This window comes from Niallia laureatilytica (genome assembly GCF_046613985.1).
Classification (GTDB): Bacteria; Bacillota; Bacilli; order Bacillales; family Cytobacillaceae; genus Niallia.
Window position 1 is genome coordinate 741,839 of the sequence record NZ_JBKKHP010000001.1, and the last position, 19,625, is coordinate 761,463.

A 19,625-nucleotide genomic window follows, 5' to 3' on the forward strand; every position below is an offset into this window, starting at 1 on the left:
ACTAATCAAACCTCCTTGCCTTTTAAAATAGGGAATCCTAATTTCTCACGCTCTTCATAGAATGTTTTGGCCACTTTACGTGCTAAAGTTCGGCATCTTCCAATATAGCCGGTACGCTCTGTTACAGAAATCGCACCTCTAGCATCAAGCAAGTTAAATACGTGGGAACATTTTAAAACATAATCGTATGCTGGATGAACTAAGCCTTCATCCATTTGGCGATGTGCTTCTTTCTCGTAGACACTAAACAGGTTAAACAGCATATCTACATCTGAAGTTTCAAAAGTGTATTTGCTGTGCTCAAATTCAGGCTGATAGAAAATATCTCTGATAGTAAAGCCGTCTGTCCACTCTAAATCAAACACATTTTCTTTATCTTGGATATAAGAAGCCAATCTTTCAATACCGTATGTTATTTCAACAGAAACTGGCTTACACTCTAAACCGCCAACTTGCTGGAAGTAAGTGAACTGAGTAATCTCCATGCCGTCAAGCCATACTTCCCAGCCTAAACCAGCACAGCCTAATGACGGGTTCTCCCAGTTATCCTCAACGAAGCGGATATCATGCTCTAAAGGATTGATGCCAAGTGCTTTAAGCGAATCCAAGTAAAGTTCTTGAATATTATCAGGTGATGGCTTCATAATCACTTGGAATTGATGATGCTGATACAGACGGTTCGGGTTTTCCCCATAACGTCCATCTGCCGGTCTTCTGGACGGTTCTACATAAGCCACATTCCAAGGCTCAGGACCGATTGCTCTTAAGAAAGTGTAAGGGCTCATTGTTCCAGCCCCTTTTTCTACATCATATGCCTGCATTAAAATACAACCATAATCTGACCAATGCTTTTGCAATGTTAAAATCATGTTTTGAATATTCATGTCAGCTTCAGCCTCCAAAAAATTTATTTTTCTTGTCAATTGATAGAAGTCAAAAGAATTTATGTAATCATGTTTTTGCCTAAAGACAACAAAAAAACTCCCGCCCCTATGCCAATTATTGACATAGGGACGAGAGTTTACCCGCGGTTCCACCCTATTTGCTGCAGACTTGTGCAGCCACCTTCATGTAAATGTCGCTCCATGAACGCCTTCCTTAAAGCTCTTGCACCTAGCTTTCACTATCCTAGGCTCGCTGGATCAAGAGGAGTTTAAGTACTACTTTCTTTTCAACGCAACTGTTTATTTACAAAAAATATTATCTAAAAAAATTTCAATTGTCAACCTTCATCTTCATTTAAATCCTATATACTACTCACTTCGTGAAGTCACTGCCAAAGCTTTTAATCGACTGCAGAAATTTTTTTGATTTTAAATACAAACCTGAGTATTCATCATAATAGGCTGAAATAATCGTATTAAGCTCTTCTTTCGTTGCGTCTTTGACTGAAATATTACCAAGCCTTGCTAAGTCAAAATAATAAAAGACTCGCAGCAGCTTTACAGCAGCCTGGGACATTTTGTAGTGATATGGATCATGTTCGAGACAGCGATGACATAATAGGCCGCCCTCTCTTATGGAAAAGGCAAACTGACCGTCTGTTGCACCACAATTTGTGCATTTATCAAGAACTGGATATAGTCCTAGTACGTTCAGCATCTTCATTTCATAAATATTAGACAAAATCTGGGCATCATAGCCTTCATTCATATAATTTAATGTTTGCTGCAATAACTCAAAATGAAATGGATTAGGCTTCTTATCTTCTGTACAGCGGTCTGTCAGCTCAACAACATAACTTGCATAAGCTGTCAGCATGATATCTTCTTTAATGGCACGAAAACTCGTAATCATTTCCCCTTGCTGCACAAGCCCGAGACCACTTGAACGCTGCACCAAGTAGTATGCATATGTAAAAGGCTGGGTAACAGCAGAGAGCCTGCTGTTCGTCTTCTTTGCACCTCTTGCCATTACACCAACTTTACCCCATTCACGGGTATATAATGTTGTAATCTTATTTGTCTCTCCATAATCTGTCGTTCTAATGACGATGCCTTCACATTTTTCAAGCATCACCCTCACCATCCCTATCTATGGGACAGGACTATGAGATAGGAAAATCAATATCGGCTAGTTCCTCTTCTTGTGCATTCGGTATCTCATGGTTAGCCTTTTCTAACTCCTTAAAAAGTAGATACGTATCTATGCTACCTGTTTGCGAAAAAACCTTCCAGGTAAAGTCTAACATGATAAACCCCCACCTTTTTTGATTTAATCTAGCTTAATCATTGCCTTAACCTTATCATAGCCTGTCTTTATAAAAACATGAGACGAAAATTTTGCTAATTTTATTTCTGTATATTCTATTTACGCTTTAAATTAATACTCGTCTTCTCTAAAGCCAAAGTCTCTTAATTGGGACATCTTGTTTCTCCAGTCCTTTTGCACTTTAACCCAAAGCTCGAGGAACACTTTATTTCCAAGCAGATTTTCGATATCTGTTCTTGCTCTTTTTCCAATTTCCTTCAGCATGCCGCCTTGCTTGCCGATAATGATTCCTTTTTGTGAATCCCTTTCAACAACAATTGTCGCCATTACATGCACAACATCATTTTGTTTTCTTTCCATTTTTTCAATAACTACCGCTAAAGAATGAGGGATTTCCTCTCTCGTTAAGTGCAGAGCCTTTTCCCTGATTAATTCTGAAACGATGAAACGTTCTGGATGGTCTGTTACTTGATCTGCCGGATAGAACTGTGGACCTTCTGGCATATATTTTTTAATTTGGGTTAGCAATGTTTCCACATTGTTACCTTCTAAAGCAGAAATAGGAATTATTTCTTTAAACGGGTATTTTTCCTTGTATGAGTCAATCACCGTCAGCAGTTTATCTGGGTGAATGGTATCAATCTTATTGACCACTAAGAAAATAGGCGTTTTGATATTCTCAAATTTCTCCAGAATGAATTCTTCCCCTTTTCCGAATCCTTCCTCTGCATTAACCATAAACAAGATAAGATCTACTTCTTTTAAGGTGTTTTGTGCAACCTTCATCATAAAATCGCCAAGTCTATGTTTCGGCTTATGAATTCCTGGTGTATCAATAAAGATCAGCTGAGAGTCATCTGTCGTCAGCACACCTTGCACTTTATTTCTAGTTGTTTGCGGCTTATCGCTCATAATAGCGATTTTCTGGCCGATTACACGGTTCAAAAAGGTTGATTTTCCGACGTTTGGCCGTCCGATAATAGAGATAAATCCTGATTTATGTTCCTTGTTGCTGTTATTATTTAAGTCCATTTAATGCCTCCGATAAAATTGCTCTTTAAGCAGCATTTTCGCCGCTGTAAATTTTTTTGAATGTCTGCTGATTCCTGTTTGATTGCCGGTGATGCTCTAAGGCCGAAAGACAACCGCCCATGCGCTTATTCAACTATGTTTAGTACTACAAGGAAGTAGTTAGCGCATCTGCTTCATATATTCGCCTCTTTTTGTTTTTTTACTCCAAAAGACTTTGGCTGTTCCCTATTTTATAAAAAGAAAAGAACGTTTTCAAATAAGCAGATGTAATTTCTGTATTTGCACACATATGTATATCCTTTTATAGCCCTATTAAAATTATATACTATCTTCTCTGCTGATGAAAGCTTATTAGCCAGCAAACCTGCTAGGTAATTCTATTCAACAAACAAAAAAAGAGCAAGGGAGTTTTAAATCCCAATGCTCATGAGTTGCATTATTTCCGGTACAAAAACGAACATTCCGATTATAAGGGCAATGATGGCTGCAAACAATACTGCACCTGCTGCAATATCCTTTGCTTGTTTTGCCAATGGATGATATTTCTCTGTTACAAGATCTACAACACGCTCAAGGGCAGTGTTCATCAATTCCATACAGATGACCAGCCCTATTGCAATAGAAAGGAACATCCAGTTTTGTACAGAAATATGAAAAACAAATCCCAACAATATGACAAGCGCTGTAAAACATAAATGTATCCGTAAATTTCTTTCTTTCTTCACAGCCGATATAATGCCAATGAACGCAAGGCGAAAGGAAGATAGCTGACTGTTCTTCTGAATCCTTTTATCTTTGGAGTCCGAATTCATCTAAAATTTCCTTTTGAAGAGTAAACATTACTTCTTCATCCTCTTTTGTAAGATGATCATATCCTAACAGGTGGAGAAAACCGTGAACAGCTAGAAAACCTAGCTCGCGTGAATAAGTATGACCATATTCCTCTGCTTGCTCCTTTGTCCTGTCGACAGATATGATAATATCGCCGAGCACCCGTGGCATATCCATTCCTACAAGCTCTATTTCCCCTTCTCCAAGCTCTTCCATTGCAAAGGAAATAACATCTGTCGCCTGGTCTTTATTGCGGTATTCTTTATTGATTTCCTGGATGCGGTCATTATCGACAAATGTAACCGAAAGCTCAATATTTCCCGACAAGTTTTGTTTTTGCGCCGCAAACATCAACAATTTCTCTACTAATTCTTGGTCTGCTGCTGCCACCTTTGTAGTTTCATCAATAAAATCTATTTCTAAATTCATATTCAATTCATCCTTTACTTCTTCATGTCGGGATATTCTATTCTTGAATGAAATATCCCTTTTAATGTTTCACAGAGTGTGTTGCGAACCTGTTCTAATTCCTTTAAGGTAAGATCACAATCATCGAGCTGCCCGTCTTGAAGGCGGTCTGCAATAATATTTTTAATCAGGCTTTCAATTTGATCTGGTGTAGGGGAGCTTAGACTTCGTACAGCCGCTTCCACACTATCAGCAATTCCTATGATTGCTGCCTCCCTTGATTGCGCTTTTGGTCCCGGGTAGCGGAAGTCGTCTTCTGCAGCATCAGGATTTTTTTCTTTTGCCTTATAATAAAAGAACTTTAGCAGGGACGTGCCATGATGCTGTTCGGCAATATCAATAATCTCTTTCGGCATTTTTGAGCTTTTTAAAAGCTGCGCTCCATCCGTTGCATGAGCAATAATAATATTTTTGCTGGCAGCAGGCGGAAGACGGTCATGGGGGTTCCCCATATTCATCTGGTTTTCAATAAAAAACTGCGGTCTTTTTGTTTTGCCTATGTCATGATAATAACAGCCAACTCTTGCTAACAAACCATTTGCACCGATTGCTTCACATGCTGCCTCCGCCAAATTAGCAACCATTACACTGTGGTGATACGTTCCCGGAGCTTCAGTCAAAATCTTTCGCAATAACGGATGATTAGGGTTTGAAAGCTCAATCAGCTTCATCGTTGACAGGATGTTAAAGCCAGTTTCAAAAAACGGCAGTATCCCTATTGTCAAAACAGCCGATATAATTCCTGATAGAATGGCACTTAATAGATAAAATCCATATTCTGTTGCTTCAAGCTGACCATTTTGCATATAGAGCATGCCAAGGATTGTAATGATATTAATCAGTGCAACTAGCAAGCCTGCCTGCAAAATATTGGAACGCTGATTATGCTTTTTCAAAAACTGGATGCCTGCAATTCCCCCTGCTAATATATATATTCCAATACCGACATGGAATGCTCCTGCCGTTCCTTCATTGAACATAATCATCCCGCATACTGCTAGGGCAATGGTTACAAAGATTGCTAATTTCTCTTCAATTAAAATTTTTATCAGCATAACAGCCATTGCCGCTGGGAAGAAATAGCCGATTTCAATAATGTCCTCCTGCTGAAACAGGCTGATTGCTTTCATAATGAGAATGGAAATGATGAAAATAATCGAGAACATTAAATCATAGCCTTTAGTCCCCTTGTTTCTTCGGTCAATGCCGGCTATATAAAAGTAAAATAAACAAACAATAGACAGGACGATTAAGCCAAGCCCTAAAAACGGCTTACTCGTGTGTTCTGTATCCAGCAAGCCGACTAAACCAAGCTGACGGTAAACCTCCCTGCTAATAAGCTGTCCTTCTTCTACAAGAATTTGCCCTTGCAGTATTTTAACAGGCTCTACACTGTCTACTGCTTGCTGTCTCAGCTCCTCCGTACCTGTCGGATCATAGAATTCATTTTGGATAATCGCAAATCTTCCTAAGTCAATAACAGCACTTTTTATATCGCTGTTAATGCCGCTGCTGTTCCTCAGCTCGTCTTCCACTCGCTTTTTAGCATTTTCCACATCATCTGCCGGTATTTTGCTGCTCATAACAGAGTTAATCGCGGTGACTGTAATATCCTCTGCAATTTCGAGTTCTTCCTCAGATGAAGCAAGCAGCTCCTTAAGCGTGCTGTCCATAATCTCATTTGTTACATTTGCAGTCAGCTTTTCCTTTAGCAAAGAAAGTTTCTTATCAGGAGTAATACTGCTTGTATTCGTAGCTTTACTGTCTGTTTCTCCACTATCTGCTGCCTTTTCTGCCTCATTGTTCACCTCTGTCACAGAATCAAAAATAGAGGTAATTAAATCAACACGGTTTTGGGCAATTTCTTTATTTACAACGTATACATCTTGCACTTGGTTTTTATTATCTTCTTTTTTCTTTTCCGTGCTTTCCGTATCTTCCACCGTTAAGGGAGAGCGAATCGTCTCGTTGGCGACAGTAAACACATCTACATTTAACTTTTCCGGTTTAACATTGCTGTACATCGAGAAAAACAATACCGCTCCAATAAGCACAAATAGCAAGATCCGAATTGCTGTTTTGTTTAGAAAACGGTTCTTATTATGTATGATTTTTTGAAGAAATCCCATTGTAACCTCCTAACTAACTGACAGATACCTCATGATTATATGTAAAAACTTAAAAATACTTATTAAACCTGATATTTATGTAAAATAATATCAGTTTTTCGCCATGTTTTCATCTTTTTTCTCGATATATCGCTTTACTAGCAGGGTTTAAGCGTAAAAATCCAGTTTTTTTAGCAAAAAATGACTAATATCCCTAGTCTGACCCCTACTTAGACGAAACAAACTATAGGCGCAAAGAAAAAGGCAAACCATGCTTATCTGATTAAGATGGTTTGCCTTTTACACTTACATTAGCTCTCTTGTGCATCGTATGCTCTTATTATTTTCCCAACAAGGGGATGTCTTACTACATCTGTTTCAGACATATAACTGAAGGTTATCCCTGAAACATTATTTAATATATGCTCTGCTGCCACTAAACCGGACTTAACACCCTTCGGCAAATCAATTTGAGTACGGTCACCAGTAATAACCATTTTTGAGCCGAATCCAAGTCTCGTTAGAAACATCTTCATTTGTGCTTGTGTCGTATTTTGGGCCTCGTCCAAAATAACAAACGCATCATCCAATGTTCGTCCCCTCATATATGCGAGCGGAGCAATTTCAATTGTATTTCTCTCAATCAAACGCTGAGTATGCTCCATTCCAAGTACATCATGCAAAGCATCATATAAAGGGCGGAGATACGGGTCGACTTTTTCCTTCAAGTCACCTGGCAAAAAACCAAGACTTTCCCCCGCTTCAACAGCAGGCCTTGTCAGGATGATTCGGTTCACCTTGCCGCTTTTAAGGGCGCTGACCGCCATTACAACAGCTAAATACGTTTTACCCGTACCAGCTGGTCCGATCCCGAAAACTAAGTCATTTTTTTTAATGGAACGGATATATTCACTTTGTCCAATTGTTTTAACCCTGATAGATTTTCCCTTAATTGTTTTCGCAATTTCTTCATCATAAAGTGCTCCAAAATACTCCAAGGTTCCTTTTCTGGCCATTTCAATTGCATAACTGACATCGCGCTGGCTAACGGAAATACCTTTCCGTATTACCTGCAAAAGTTTTTCAACAATGTCTCCAACCAATTCAATGCTGTCTGGGTTTGTAGAGGAAACATGCAAAGTTTCGCCTCTTGTAACAATTTGGCAATCTAATTCCTTTTCGAGGATTTCCAGATTGCGATCCCCTGTTCCAAGCAAGGCTACTGCCTCTTCTGGGCCATTTAATTTTACATTCATTGTCTTTAAATCTTCTGTCATTCCAAGTCTCCTTGAGTTATAGGTTGTACTTCTGCAATATTTTCAATTGTTGTGAAATCTATATTCAGTATTACTTTACCATTCTTTACCGATTGTCGCAAAATTTTTTCTTTCTTAATTTTTCCGTCTTCGCCAATTTCCTTTTGCACATCCTTACGGGCTTTTTCCTTGCCTGCTTTAATGGCTTCTTTTTCCGTATAGCTTCTCGTCACTTCTTCCTTTTCCCTGTATGTCTTATTTGTAACCTTTATTGGCAGTTCCCATTTCAAGAACTTAAGATTTTTTTCGTTTTCCTCTTTTTCATATTCCTTGTACTCTACCTTCCCAAAACCCCAAACAGGAATTTCAAAACCGCCTACTTTAAGGTAATGCTTTTGCTTTTCATTGCCATTAAAAACTTGGAAGGTACTTTCTAAAGGAATTGTCACAGTGGAGCTGTACCAGGTTTCTCCCCATATCTCCCCTCTGGCTGAGACGGTTTTTGTATCTTTATCTTTCCCATATGTTCCGGTTACTAATAATTGACCTTTTTTTACCACATCATGAACGCTGAAAACTTGGTCTCCTTCTTCAATGAAGTAATCTACAATGGTTGCTTTTTTAGCCGCGATAAGATTTTGCGGTTTTTCCTCTTCTACTTTATCAGGCTCATTCTTTTCCACTACTTGAAAGTGGTAAGTTGTCCCTTTTAACTCCACGCCAATCCAGGTGATTGCGTCAATATTATTGGTCAGTTCAGCTTGTATCTCGTCCAATTCTTTTGCGAAAAATTGAAATTCCCCAATTTTAATATCCATTTTATCCAGTTGCTTGCGGATTTGATATTCAGTTGCAGGATTAGCTCCCTTAATCTCAATGCCCCATACCATATTGGAAAGGGTGAGAACTAGTCCTAAGAATAAAAAGACACCAATCGCAAAGCCGCTGTTTTTCAGTATTCTTTTATAAAGAAAGGGAGCTCCAGCGCCACGCTGAAACTCTATTTTGATGCCACTCCCTCTTACAACCTCTCGGAACTTATGGATGCTTTTTAAGCCCATTTGAAACGTGATAGAGTGAGGGCCGTGTTTTTTAACACTCCAGACAGCAATCTTCTTTCTCAGCAGATTATTTAAAAAACGCTCCAGCCCTTTCCCTGTTGCTTTAACTGTTACAATCCCAGTAAAAAATTCTATCCAATGATTTTTCATAGCTTCCTCCCATGTTATTCGTTTATGTACATCACCTGATCTATTTTTCCTTCCAGCAGTATTTCCTCTGGCAAGATCGTCTTTATGACAAAGCCTTTGCCCTTTATTAAAAGCTGTCCCTGTTTTAAGAGCAGCCTTAGCTCTTTGTCTGAAAAAGTCAGCAAACCACGGTGGTTCTCAATATAAATATGGATTTGGCCAATCATTGTGATCCTGGGTAAGTCCATCATGACATCTTGAGGAAGCTCTAGGTTTTTAATCATCCAGTTCCGTACCGTATTTCCCCATTTTTTAGCCATAAAAAAAGAACCCCCTTTCATCTCATGTGTATGAGAAAAAGGAAGGTTCTAGCACCTATTTTTTAGGAAAATTCAGCATTGCTGCTAAATATTTTTACTGTTTAATCATTTGCTTCTTGCGGGTTGCAGGATGGGGCCGTTTAGCCCTTGGAGGCCCAATAATTTCCGAAAGAATGACCGCCTCAGCAAGATTTGAACCGTTAAGCAGGTCTTTTGATTCTATTGGCAGAATCTCCTGCTGTTTGTGCTCGTGCTGGCTTCGTGCGATATTTCTTTCCATCAGCTTCAGCCTCTTTTTGAGGGCATCTCTTTCTTTTTTAATGGCATCCAATTCATTCGGCACTGGCACTGTTTCTTTTCTCACAGGTTCTTCCAATGCCTGCTCCACTCTTTTCATTACTTGCTTCTTAATATCAGGCATATTAACAGGCGCGGTTTTCTTCTTCGCCTTTTTGCCATTATCCTCCTGTTTTTCTTTCTCTTTTTGGAATAAGGAGAACAGGAAGCCTACTATCACGATAATAATTGAAATATATTCCAAGAGAGACTACTCCCTTCAGCGTGCCTTACTTTTTATCTTCATCTTTATTTTCATTATTTACTTTGCCGATTGAACCTCTCATTTCCGTATCTGCGGTAATGTTCTGCAAGTTCATATAATCCATAACACCCATATTTCCAGAACGAAGAGCGTCAGACATCGCCATTGGAACTTCTGCTTCTGCCTCGACAACCTTCGCGCGCATTTCCTGAACTTTGGCTTTCATCTCTTGTTCTTGTGCAACAGCCATTGCTCGGCGTTCTTCCGCTTTCGCTTGTGCTATCTTCTTATCAGCTTCTGCCTGTTCTGTCTGTAATTCAGCTCCGATGTTTTTGCCTATATCCACATCCGCAATATCAATGGATAAGATTTCAAACGCTGTTCCAGCATCTAGACCTTTTGACAATACAGTCTGTGAAATCATGTCTGGGTTTTCGAGGACCTTCTTATGATTATTCGATGAACCGATTGTTGAGACAATTCCTTCACCGACACGAGCTACAACTGTTTCTTCTCCAGCTCCCCCTACAAGGCGCTCAATATTTGCGCGAACAGTAATTCTAGCTTTTGCTTTTACTTCAATTCCATCCATTGCTACACCGGCAATAAATGGCGTTTCAATAACTTTCGGGTTAACACTCATCTGTACCGCTTCGAGAACGTCACGGCCAGCCAAATCGATTGCAGCACAGCGTTCAAACGAAAGCTCAATATTTGCCCTGTGTGCAGCTATCAATGCATTGACAACTCTGTCGACATTACCACCAGCCAAGTAATGGCTTTCCAATTGATTGATTGTTACATTAATTCCAGCTTTATGCGCCTTGATTAACGGATTAACAACACGGCTAGGAATTACCCTTCTCAACCTCATCCCAATCAATGTAAATATGCTGATTCTTACGCCTGCTGCTAATGCTGAAATCCACAGCATAACTGGGACGAATGTCAACAGGATTCCAAGCAAGATAATTCCAATCACTACTACTGCAACCCAAAAGATTGTCGTTGCGCTTAATGCTTCCATTAATTTTCCTCCTTGTGCAGATCAATATCGGTGAATTCTCTAACGACAATTCTTGATCCTTCTGCTTTTACAATTTTAACTTTTACATCTTTTCCAATAAAGTTACCTTCACTGACCACATCAATTCGTTCGTCTCCAATAACAACCGTTCCTGAAGGACGAAGCGCAGTCATAGTTATACCTGTCTTGCCAACAAGATCATTTCTTGTTTTATTGGAAACATATCCTTCTTCCGTACTCGTAGAGTCTCTCAGCACAATTTTTTTGAAGAATTTCATTTTTCTACCAAACACCTTTACTAAAAGAATAGTGGCGATAATCGATACAGCTATCGCAATACAAATGCTAATGGCAATATGATAAGCATTCCCTCCGGCAAGAAAGATACTGCCTATAATTGCAACAATGCCCAATGTTCCAGCTATTCCGCCGACTATAAAGAACTCCAGCAGAACAAGAAGTATCCCTACAGCAAACAGAATGATTGTTTCATATCCTGCAAGCCCTGAAACAAGGTGGCCATAGAAGAACAAAAGCAGAGAAGAGATTCCCACAAAGCCAGGAACACCAAAACCTGGAGAAAACAACTCAAATATCAAACCAAGACTGCCAATTGATAACAAAATCGGAATAATGAGCGGATTTGTCACAAAGCGTGCCACTTTGTCGGCAAAGCTTTCATCCATTCTTTCGACTTTTGCATTTTCCATGCCCAGCTCACCAAGCAGTTCATCCAAATTAGAGACTGTTCCATTTGAATAATCAACGTGAAGACTTTCTGCAGCTGTCAATGTAAGAAACTCATTCTCATCATCACCGAGCTCTGGTATGGCAATCGATTTATCAGCCATAGCCATCGCATAACGAGGGTCTTTGCCTCCTTTTTCAGCGGCTCCTCTCATCGCAGACAGCCAGTATGATTGCGCTTTTTCGCCGGCAGTGTTTCCTTGTCCATCTATGATACCAGCTGCCCCGAATCTTCCGCCCTCATCCATATAAATCATATCTGTATTTAAGGCAATATAAGAGCCTGCAGAGATAGCATCCTGATTGATATATGTGACTGTCTTTATCTTTGTTTCAGAAATCATCTTTCCGATCGCAGCAGCTGCATCAACTGCTCCCCCAGGTGTATCCATGTCAAAGATAATAACGTCTGCCTTTTTTTCTTCTGCCGTTTTGATCCCCCTGTCGATAAACTCACTCAGGCCTTTTTCCACTGTATTCTTTATTGGAATGATATAGACTAATGATTGGTCGTTAGCAAAACTGACTACAGGAAAAAAGGATAATAATAAACTAAAAAGAAAAGGCAAAATCAATATTTTTTTCCTATTCAAGTTCCTCCTCCTTTCCTGAACATCGTGGCTATAGTAAATATACGATTAACTTTTAAAAAAGTTTCATACATTTATTATTATTATAGACTTCTTCATAACTTTCCAACACAATGTAAAAAGGCTGCAGTCTGAGACTGCAGCCTTTAAAACAATTTCATTTATGAAAGGTGTTGTTGTACAAGTTTATTTACTAGTGAACCATCTGCTTTACCTTTAACCTTTGGCATTAAAGCAGCCATCACTTTTCCCATATCTTTCTTTGAAGAAGCTCCAGTTTCTGCAATTACAGAAGTAACGATTTCTGTTAACTCCTCTTCTGAAAGCTGTTCAGGCATATATATTTCAACATGCTTTAACTCCGCACGTACTTTGTCAACAAGATCTTGGCGACCTGCTTTTTCAAACTCATGGAGGGAGTCCTTGCGTTGTTTCACTTCGCGAGAAAGGACAGTTAACTCATCCTCTTCAGAAAGATCTCCGCCAATCTTAATGCTTTCATTTTGAATGGCAGCTTTCAGCATTCTGATATTAGTGAGTTTATCTTTATCTTTGTTTTTCATCGCTTGCTTCATATCATTGTTTAAGCGTTCGAGAAGACTCAATTAATACACCCTCTCTTAGAACTTACGTTTTCTTGCTGCTTCTGATTTCTTCTTACGTTTAACACTAGGCTTTTCATAGAATTCGCGCTTTCTAGCTTCCTGCAAAGTACCAGTTTTTGATACTGAACGTTTGAAGCGACGAAGAGCATCTTCAAGCGATTCGTTTTTACGAACGACGGTTTTAGACATTCTCTTTCCCTCCCTCCGAAACACAACACACTAACATCAACATGGATTCCATGTACCTTGACATTATAATATATCAAGGAAGCAAGGTCAACTGTATTTAGCCTTGTACCGAAAATTGTTTTCATTTTTTTTGTGATTTCTAAACAAGTATCCCTCATTGTCCATCCTCACACTTATATATTACCACAAAATAGAACTTTAAATCTTGTATATTTCTATCATTTTGCATTTTTAGCATGTCCATTTCCTTTCTTTCATATATTTTTTTGAAGGAGTGAACATTCATGCTTTATATTGGACTATTTATCATCATGATATTGTTATTTATTTATGGAATGACGTTGCTGCGGACAGGCCTTTTCAACCTCTCTTCCCATTCACTTAAAGCCTTATTAGAGAAGCTTACCAATAAGCCTTGGAAGGGCATGGTTGCTGCAATAATCATCACTGCTGTCCTGCAAAGCAGCTCTGCTGTTATGGTGCTGACAATCGGATTAATTGCTGCACGGGTATTGACCTTTCCTCAGTCAATCGGCATCATTCTCGGAACAAATATCGGCACGACCTTTACGACGGAATTTATCACCTATGATATTAGTGACTTTTTGCTTCCATTAGCAATAATCGGAGCTGTTTTCATACTAGTCAACAAACATAAACTAAGAAGTATCGGGTTTGTATTATTCGGGATAGCGATTGTCTTTACGGCAATGAAAGGATTTAAACATTTTGCGTCCATCATTCAAGACAACCCTTTTATGCAGACCTTCCTCGCTCATTTATCTGACCGGATTATTTTGGCTTTAGCTGTCGGAATTCTCCTGACAGCATTAATTCAGTCAAGCACCGCAACAATCGGAATTATCATGGGCTTTTTGACTGCTGATATGCTGAGTATTGAAGCCGGAATTGCAATTATGCTTGGCTCTAATATCGGCACCTGTATAACCTCCTATCTTGCATCTATCGGCGCCGAAAAGCAGGCAAAGCTTTGTGCATATGCTCATATTTGGCTTAATGTCGGCGGGGTGCTTCTGTTCTACCCGTTCATTGGCCAATTAACAGATGCTGTGGAATATATGACGAGTGCTAAGGACGTTCAGCTTGCACATGCAAGCCTTTTATTCAATGTGCTGTCCTCTATCCTTGTCCTGCCGTTTGCTGAACAGTTCGGGAAATGGATTATGAAGCTGCATAAGGTTTAGACGCAATAAAAAAAGGATGGACCCTAATGGGTACCATCCTTCTTCTTAGTAGTCGCTGTTGCTTGTTAGTCCGTTAACAATCGTAACACCAGAACTTGCGCCAATGCGAGTAGCTCCAGCAGCAATCATTTTCTCCGTATCTTCACTGCTTCTTACACCACCGGAAGCCTTAACACCGATATCTGGTCCAACTGTTTTTCTCATAAGAGCAATATCTTCAACCGTTGCTCCACCTGTTGAAAATCCAGTAGATGTTTTCACAAAGTCAGTTCCTGCTTCGACTGCTAAAACACATGCTTTTTCTTTCTCTTCATCAGTCAGCAGACTAGTTTCAATAATTACCTTTGTAAGTGCTTTGCCTTTTGCTGCATCCACTACTGCTTTAATGTCTTCTTTCACAAGGTCATAGTTCTTGTCTTTAAGTGCACCAATATTAATAACCATATCAACTTCCGTTGCTCCATTTTCAATAGCATTCGTTGTTTCAAACGCTTTTGTTGCAGAAGTAGTTGCGCCTAATGGGAAACCGATAACAGTGCACACTTTTACTTCCGTGCCTGCCAATAGCTCACTAGCATATTGAACCCAAGTTGGGTTTACGCATACTGAAGCAAAGCTGTATTGTTTTGCTTCCTCACATAATGTTTTAACCTGTTCTTTTGTTGCGTCTGCTTTCAATAAAGTGTGATCGATCATTTTTGCAATTTGGCTGCTCATCATTAATGGCTCCTTTTACATGGTATGTATGATTTTTGTCATTAGAAAAGCATCGCTTCAGATGCTTTTCCACTCTTTGAAACTGTTGTACTGCTGCTAATTATACAATCGCTTTTTCTGTTTCTGTATATTCTTCCAATAATCGGACGAATTGACCTTCGTTAACTGGATAGCCTGCTTTAGTAATTTTCACTTTTACGATTTGGCCAACCATCTCTTCTGTTGCCGGAAATACTACTTTCAGATAGTTATCTGTATAGCCGACATACAAATCGCCGTTTCCAGATTCCTTATATACTTCCTCTGGAATCACTTCCACGACTTCGCCTTCGTAATTAGAAGCATATTCTTTAGCAAGCTGGTCTGAAAGGGCAATCAGTCGATGAACTCGTTCGTTTTTCACATCTTCATCAATCTGGTCTTCCATTCTAGCTGCAGGAGTACCCGTTCTTTTTGAGTAAGGGAAAACATGAAGCTCAGAAAACTTATGCTCTTTAATGAAGTTGTAAGTTTCCATAAATTCTTCTTCTGTCTCTCCTGGGAAGCCGACAATTACATCAGATGTGACAGCGAGACCAGGAAGCGCCTCTTTAAGACGAGTGATTCTTTCTGCGAAGAACTCCATTGTATACTTTCTTCTCATTCTCTTCAATACAGTATCAGAACCGGATTGAATCGGAATATGAAGATGATTTACAATTATTTTCGAATCATTAAGAACCTCAATGACCTCGTCCGTAATTTGGCTTGCTTCAATGGAAGAGATACGAAGTCTCTTTAATCCTTTTACTTGTGATTCTAAATCACGAAGCAATCTTGCAAGATTATAGTCTTTCATATCCTCGCCGTAACCGCCTGTGTGGATACCTGTAAGAACAATCTCCTTATAGCCTGCATGTACAAGCTGTTGAGCTTGTCTGATTACTTCCTGCGGATCTCTTGAGCGCATTAAACCTCTAGCCCATGGGATGATACAGAATGTGCAGAAATTATTACAGCCCTCTTGGATTTTCAAAGATGCTCTCGTTCTGTCCGTGAAAGCTGGAACGTCTAATTCCTCATACACTCTGTTTTTCATAATATTGCCGACTGCATTAATCGGCTGGCGTTCTTCTTTATATTGCGTGATGTAATCAAGCATTTTCACACGATCCTGTGTTCCAACAACGATATCTACACCAGGAATAGCCATGATTTCTGCCGGCGATGTTTGCGCATAGCAACCAGTAACACAAATGACTGCGTCGGGATTTTTGCGAACAGCCCGTCTGATTACTTGACGACTTTTTTTGTCTCCTGTGTTTGTAACCGTACATGTATTAATGACATAAACGTCAGACATGTTCTCATAATCTACTCTTTCGTATCCTTGCTCTTTAAATAATTGCCATATAGCTTCTGTTTCATAATGATTTACTTTACAACCTAATGTGTGAAAAGCAACTGTTGGCATTATATTTCACCTCATCCATTCATTAATTCAAAATGATAGGAAACAGCGGAAAGCAAATACAATGGTGCTGTTTCCGTCCTTAATATTCTTGGTCCGAGTCCACAGGCAATAAAGCCGTTGTCTGTCAGAAGCTCGACTTCCGTATCTGTAAGGCCGCCTTCTGGGCCAAATACAGCAAGAATCGACTGCCCCTTCTTCATAGAGGAAAGCGCTCTCGCTAGATTAGCTGATTCTAAAGCCTTAGCTTCTTCCTCATAGGCAATGATTAATACATCATAATCAGCGGCCATCTTTATTAACTCTTTTGGCGAAACCGGGGCTATTACATTGGGAATCGCAGCGCGGTGTGACTGTTCTGCCGCTTCTTTTGCAATCTTGTTCCAGCGGCTGATTTTTTTATCGGACTTTTTTGCGTCCCATTTAACAATCGAGCGAGATGCAATAAAAGGGATAAACTCGTGCGCACCTAATTCTGTGCCTTTTTGGATAATCCATTCTAGCTTATCCCCTTTTGGCAGGCCGCTTACTATTGTTACCTTGACAGGGAGTTCAATGTCTTCCTCTACCCATTGTATCACCTTTGCCACTACTTCGTTTTCGGTAATATTTTCAATTTTACAGCGGGCGGTTTGCTGATTTGAATTGACACAATAGATTTCTTCATCAGGCTTCATGCGCATGACCCTTGTAATATGATGGAAGTCATCTTCTTTTATTAGGAATGTGTCCTCTACATTTTCCGCAAAATAACGTTGCAATGCATAAAACCTGCCTTTACATATAATCAGGAATAATTTGACAAAGCACTACTTAAGCATTATAAGCATGCTAAAAGAAGTTTGCAGTGTATCAAACAAACTTCTTTTTTACCTTACTTTCCTTTTTTCGCTGTGATGCTGATCCAATCTTCCATTTGAACCGTTTCAACAATTTCAAGACCTGATGCTATAATCGCTGCTTTCACTTCTTCTTTTTTCTGAAGAATGATTCCTGATGCGATAAAATAGCCATCCTGTTTTAATAAACGGTAAACATCATCCGTAAAGCGGACTATCACCTCAGCAAGGATGTTCGCCACAATGACGTCTGCCTCCTCGCTGATACCGTCAAGCAAATTATTCTGCTGAACATGAGCCGTTTCATGCACTTTGTTCAGTTTAAGATTAAGTTTTGCTGACTGAACAGCCACTTCGTCTAAATCAAGGGCAAGAACAGATTTAGCTTTAAGCATAGCTGCTGCAATGCTCAGAACACCTGAACCTGTGCCGACATCAATGACAGCATCCCCTTTTTTTACTATTCTCTCCAAAGCCTGGATACATAATACAGTCGTTGGATGTGTCCCCGTACCAAATGCCATGCCTGGATCCAATTCAATGATTAGTTCATCACTGTGAACTGGTGAATAATCTTCCCAAGTTGGCACAATAGTGAATTTCTCCGAAATCTTAACAGGATGGTAATATTTCTTCCATGCTGTTGCCCATTCTTCTTCATTCACTTCCATAATGGAAACTTTATTTAAACCAATATCAATATTAAAAAGGATCAAATTATTGATTGCCTCTTTAATTTCCTCTACCGTTTCTCCCAAAAAGCTGTTGATGGGAAGATAAGCTTTTACCAATACGCCTTCTTCTGGATAATCGTCAGGATTGAGTTGGTAGATTTCGCCAAAACGGTCTTCTCTTTCTTTAATCAAATCGAAGGGATCTTCAATTACCACCCCGCTTGCACCTGCTTCATGCAATATGTTTGAAATAGGTTCAATCGCTTCATTTGTTGTATGAATTGTGATTTCAGACCATTTCATTTTCTACCAACTCCAATCAATCTTTATTCACCTTTAAAGGCTCTTTTAACTTTTGAAAAAAAGCTTTCTTCTTCTTCCCCTTGAGGAGCATTTCCTGTTACCTCTGCAAATTCCTGCAGCAATTGTTTCTGTTTATCGGATAGTTTTGTCGGCGTAATCAAGCGGACAATAACATGCTGATCCCCTGTACCGTAGCCGCGCACATTGGCAATACCTTTACCTTTTAGACGGAATTTCGTTCCTGTCTGTGTTCCTGCCGGCACTTTCAATTTCACTTTACCGTGCAGTGTTGGTACTTCCACTTCATCACCAAGAGCTGCTTGTGCAAACGTAATAGGCATTTCGCAGTATACGTCCTCTCCATCACGCTCAAAGAACTCATGTGTTCTAACATGGAACACCACATATAAGTCCCCTGCAGGTCCGCCATTAACGCCTGGTTCCCCTTGGCCGCTGACGCGAAGCTGTTGACCGTCATCAATTCCAGCAGGAATTTTCACTTTAATCTTACGGCGTTTTTTCACTTTACCTGTTCCGCCGCATGTTCCGCATTTATGTTTAATTTCTTTACCAGTACCATTACAATGCTGACAAGTTCTTCTGTTAACAATTTTTCCGAATGGCGTATTTTGCTCCACATTCAATTGCCCTGTACCACTGCAATGTTTACATGTTACAGGTTTTGTTCCAGGCTTAGCACCTGTTCCGCTGCATGTTTCACAAGTTTCCTCACGCGGAATTTCAATTTCTGTTTCTTTTCCAAAAGCTGCTTCCTCAAAGGACAGAGTCATTGTGTACTGCAGGTCTGCTCCTTGTCTTGGTGCATTCGGATCACGTCGGCGTCCGCCGCCACCAAAGAAACTGCTGAAAATATCTTCAAAGCCAAAGCCGCCGAAGTCTCCAGCTCCACCACCAAAGCCTTGGTTAGGATCTGTGTGGCCAAATTGATCATAATGGGCACGTTTTTGATCATCGCTAAGTACTTCATACGCTTCTTTTACTTCTTTAAACTGATCATCTGCTCCCGGATCTTTATTAATATCCGGATGATACTTTTTTGACAGCTTACGATATGCTTTTTTGATTTCATCCTTGGAAGCCGTTTTTGCAACTCCAAGGACTTCGTAGTAATCTCGCTTATCCATTTATGATTGCCACTCCCCGATTCTTTTCACATAGATGATATTGTATCATTTTGCATTTCTAATGTACAATAGTTTATTCTAAACGATTAAAAAAAGCCTTTACTTTTATAGGTTAGAAAGGAACGCTAAAAATTAGCTCTCATAAAGAAAAAGCCAAAGCCAAGGATAACCTGACTT

The 19,625-nt window shown here is 39.6% G+C and carries 21 protein-coding genes; 1 reads left to right on the plus strand and 20 read right to left on the minus strand.

Annotation, left to right across the window (positions count from 1 at the left end):
• Positions 1-5: 5 nt before the first annotated feature.
• The 15 genes from glyQ to rpsU all read right to left on the minus strand — a co-directional run bounded on the left by glyQ (position 6) and on the right by rpsU (position 13,115).
• Positions 6-884, minus strand: a complete 879-nt coding sequence (gene glyQ / locus ACLIJJ_RS03805; protein WP_233313122.1) for a glycine--tRNA ligase subunit alpha — start codon at positions 882-884, stop codon at positions 6-8.
• 373 nt (positions 885-1,257) lie between these two features.
• Entirely contained in the window at positions 1,258-2,016 is a 759-nt protein-coding gene (gene recO, locus ACLIJJ_RS03810; RefSeq protein WP_233314703.1) for a DNA repair protein RecO, read from the minus strand.
• Between the two features lie 31 nt (positions 2,017-2,047).
• Entirely contained in the window at positions 2,048-2,191 is a 144-nt protein-coding gene (locus ACLIJJ_RS03815; protein WP_233313121.1) for a YqzL family protein, read from the minus strand.
• 131 nt (positions 2,192-2,322) lie between these two features.
• Positions 2,323-3,243, minus strand: a complete 921-nt coding sequence (gene era / locus ACLIJJ_RS03820) for a GTPase Era (protein WP_237941717.1) — start codon at positions 3,241-3,243, stop codon at positions 2,323-2,325.
• 410 nt (positions 3,244-3,653) lie between these two features.
• The gene (locus ACLIJJ_RS03825; protein ID WP_233313119.1) at positions 3,654-4,055 is read right to left on the minus strand and encodes a diacylglycerol kinase family protein; all 402 of its coding nucleotides are present in this window, start codon (positions 4,053-4,055) and stop codon (positions 3,654-3,656) included.
• Positions 4,033-4,503, minus strand: coding sequence for an rRNA maturation RNase YbeY (ybeY, locus tag ACLIJJ_RS03830; RefSeq protein WP_233313118.1), 471 nt, complete (start codon positions 4,501-4,503; stop codon positions 4,033-4,035). Before ybeY ends, ACLIJJ_RS03825 begins: the two co-directional genes overlap by 23 nt.
• A 14-nt stretch (positions 4,504-4,517) precedes the next feature.
• Entirely contained in the window at positions 4,518-6,671 is a 2,154-nt protein-coding gene (locus ACLIJJ_RS03835; protein WP_237941720.1) for an HD family phosphohydrolase, read from the minus strand.
• A gap of 290 nt (positions 6,672-6,961) precedes the next feature.
• The gene (locus ACLIJJ_RS03840; protein WP_233313116.1) at positions 6,962-7,927 is read right to left on the minus strand and encodes a PhoH family protein; all 966 of its coding nucleotides are present in this window, start codon (positions 7,925-7,927) and stop codon (positions 6,962-6,964) included.
• Positions 7,924-9,117 (minus strand): sporulation protein YqfD, encoded by a 1,194-nt coding sequence (gene yqfD, locus ACLIJJ_RS03845; protein WP_233313115.1) that lies wholly within the window; start codon positions 9,115-9,117, stop codon positions 7,924-7,926. The genes ACLIJJ_RS03840 and yqfD overlap by 4 nt, the downstream gene beginning before the upstream one ends.
• 14 nt (positions 9,118-9,131) lie before the next feature.
• Entirely contained in the window at positions 9,132-9,416 is a 285-nt protein-coding gene (gene yqfC / locus ACLIJJ_RS03850) for a sporulation protein YqfC (RefSeq protein ID WP_233313114.1), read from the minus strand.
• 94 nt (positions 9,417-9,510) lie between these two features.
• On the minus strand, positions 9,511-9,957 hold the full coding sequence (locus tag ACLIJJ_RS03855; RefSeq protein WP_411410567.1) for a hypothetical protein: 447 nt from the start codon (positions 9,955-9,957) through the stop codon (positions 9,511-9,513).
• 25 nt (positions 9,958-9,982) lie between these two features.
• A complete protein-coding gene (gene floA, locus ACLIJJ_RS03860) occupies positions 9,983-10,984 on the minus strand; it encodes a flotillin-like protein FloA (protein ID WP_233313112.1) in 1,002 nt (333 codons plus the stop codon).
• Positions 10,984-12,324 carry an NfeD family protein gene (locus ACLIJJ_RS03865; RefSeq protein WP_411410568.1) on the minus strand — a complete coding sequence of 447 codons (1,341 nt, stop codon included), beginning with the start codon at positions 12,322-12,324 and terminating at the stop codon, positions 10,984-10,986. Before ACLIJJ_RS03865 ends, floA begins: the two co-directional genes overlap by 1 nt.
• Positions 12,325-12,482: 158 nt before the next feature.
• Complete coding sequence (locus tag ACLIJJ_RS03870; RefSeq protein WP_233313110.1) at positions 12,483-12,926, minus strand: GatB/YqeY domain-containing protein; 444 nt, start codon at positions 12,924-12,926, stop codon at positions 12,483-12,485.
• Positions 12,927-12,941: 15 nt separating this feature from the next.
• Entirely contained in the window at positions 12,942-13,115 is a 174-nt protein-coding gene (gene rpsU, locus ACLIJJ_RS03875) for a 30S ribosomal protein S21 (protein WP_003152957.1), read from the minus strand.
• Between the two features lie 284 nt (positions 13,116-13,399).
• On the opposite strand from rpsU, the gene ACLIJJ_RS03880 reads away from it, so the two are divergent.
• On the plus strand, positions 13,400-14,320 hold the full coding sequence (locus ACLIJJ_RS03880; protein ID WP_233313109.1) for a Na/Pi symporter: 921 nt from the start codon (positions 13,400-13,402) through the stop codon (positions 14,318-14,320).
• A 45-nt stretch (positions 14,321-14,365) separates the two neighbouring features.
• Here the strand turns inward: ACLIJJ_RS03880 and deoC are convergent, their stop codons facing one another.
• The 5 genes from deoC to dnaJ all read right to left on the minus strand — a co-directional run bounded on the left by deoC (position 14,366) and on the right by dnaJ (position 19,448).
• Positions 14,366-15,037: a deoxyribose-phosphate aldolase gene (gene deoC, locus ACLIJJ_RS03885; RefSeq protein ID WP_411410631.1), complete on the minus strand. Its 672-nt coding sequence runs from the start codon at positions 15,035-15,037 to the stop codon at positions 14,366-14,368.
• A 100-nt stretch (positions 15,038-15,137) separates the two neighbouring features.
• Positions 15,138-16,490 (minus strand): tRNA (N(6)-L-threonylcarbamoyladenosine(37)-C(2))-methylthiotransferase MtaB, encoded by a 1,353-nt coding sequence (gene mtaB / locus ACLIJJ_RS03890; protein WP_233313108.1) that lies wholly within the window; start codon positions 16,488-16,490, stop codon positions 15,138-15,140.
• Between the two features lie 11 nt (positions 16,491-16,501).
• A complete protein-coding gene (locus tag ACLIJJ_RS03895; RefSeq protein WP_233313107.1) occupies positions 16,502-17,248 on the minus strand; it encodes a 16S rRNA (uracil(1498)-N(3))-methyltransferase in 747 nt (248 codons plus the stop codon).
• A gap of 113 nt (positions 17,249-17,361) precedes the next feature.
• Complete coding sequence (prmA, locus tag ACLIJJ_RS03900) at positions 17,362-18,303, minus strand: 50S ribosomal protein L11 methyltransferase (protein ID WP_233313106.1); 942 nt, start codon at positions 18,301-18,303, stop codon at positions 17,362-17,364.
• Positions 18,304-18,326: 23 nt separating this feature from the next.
• Positions 18,327-19,448: a molecular chaperone DnaJ gene (gene dnaJ / locus ACLIJJ_RS03905; RefSeq protein ID WP_233313105.1), complete on the minus strand. Its 1,122-nt coding sequence runs from the start codon at positions 19,446-19,448 to the stop codon at positions 18,327-18,329.
• Between the last annotated feature and the right edge of the window lie 177 nt (positions 19,449-19,625).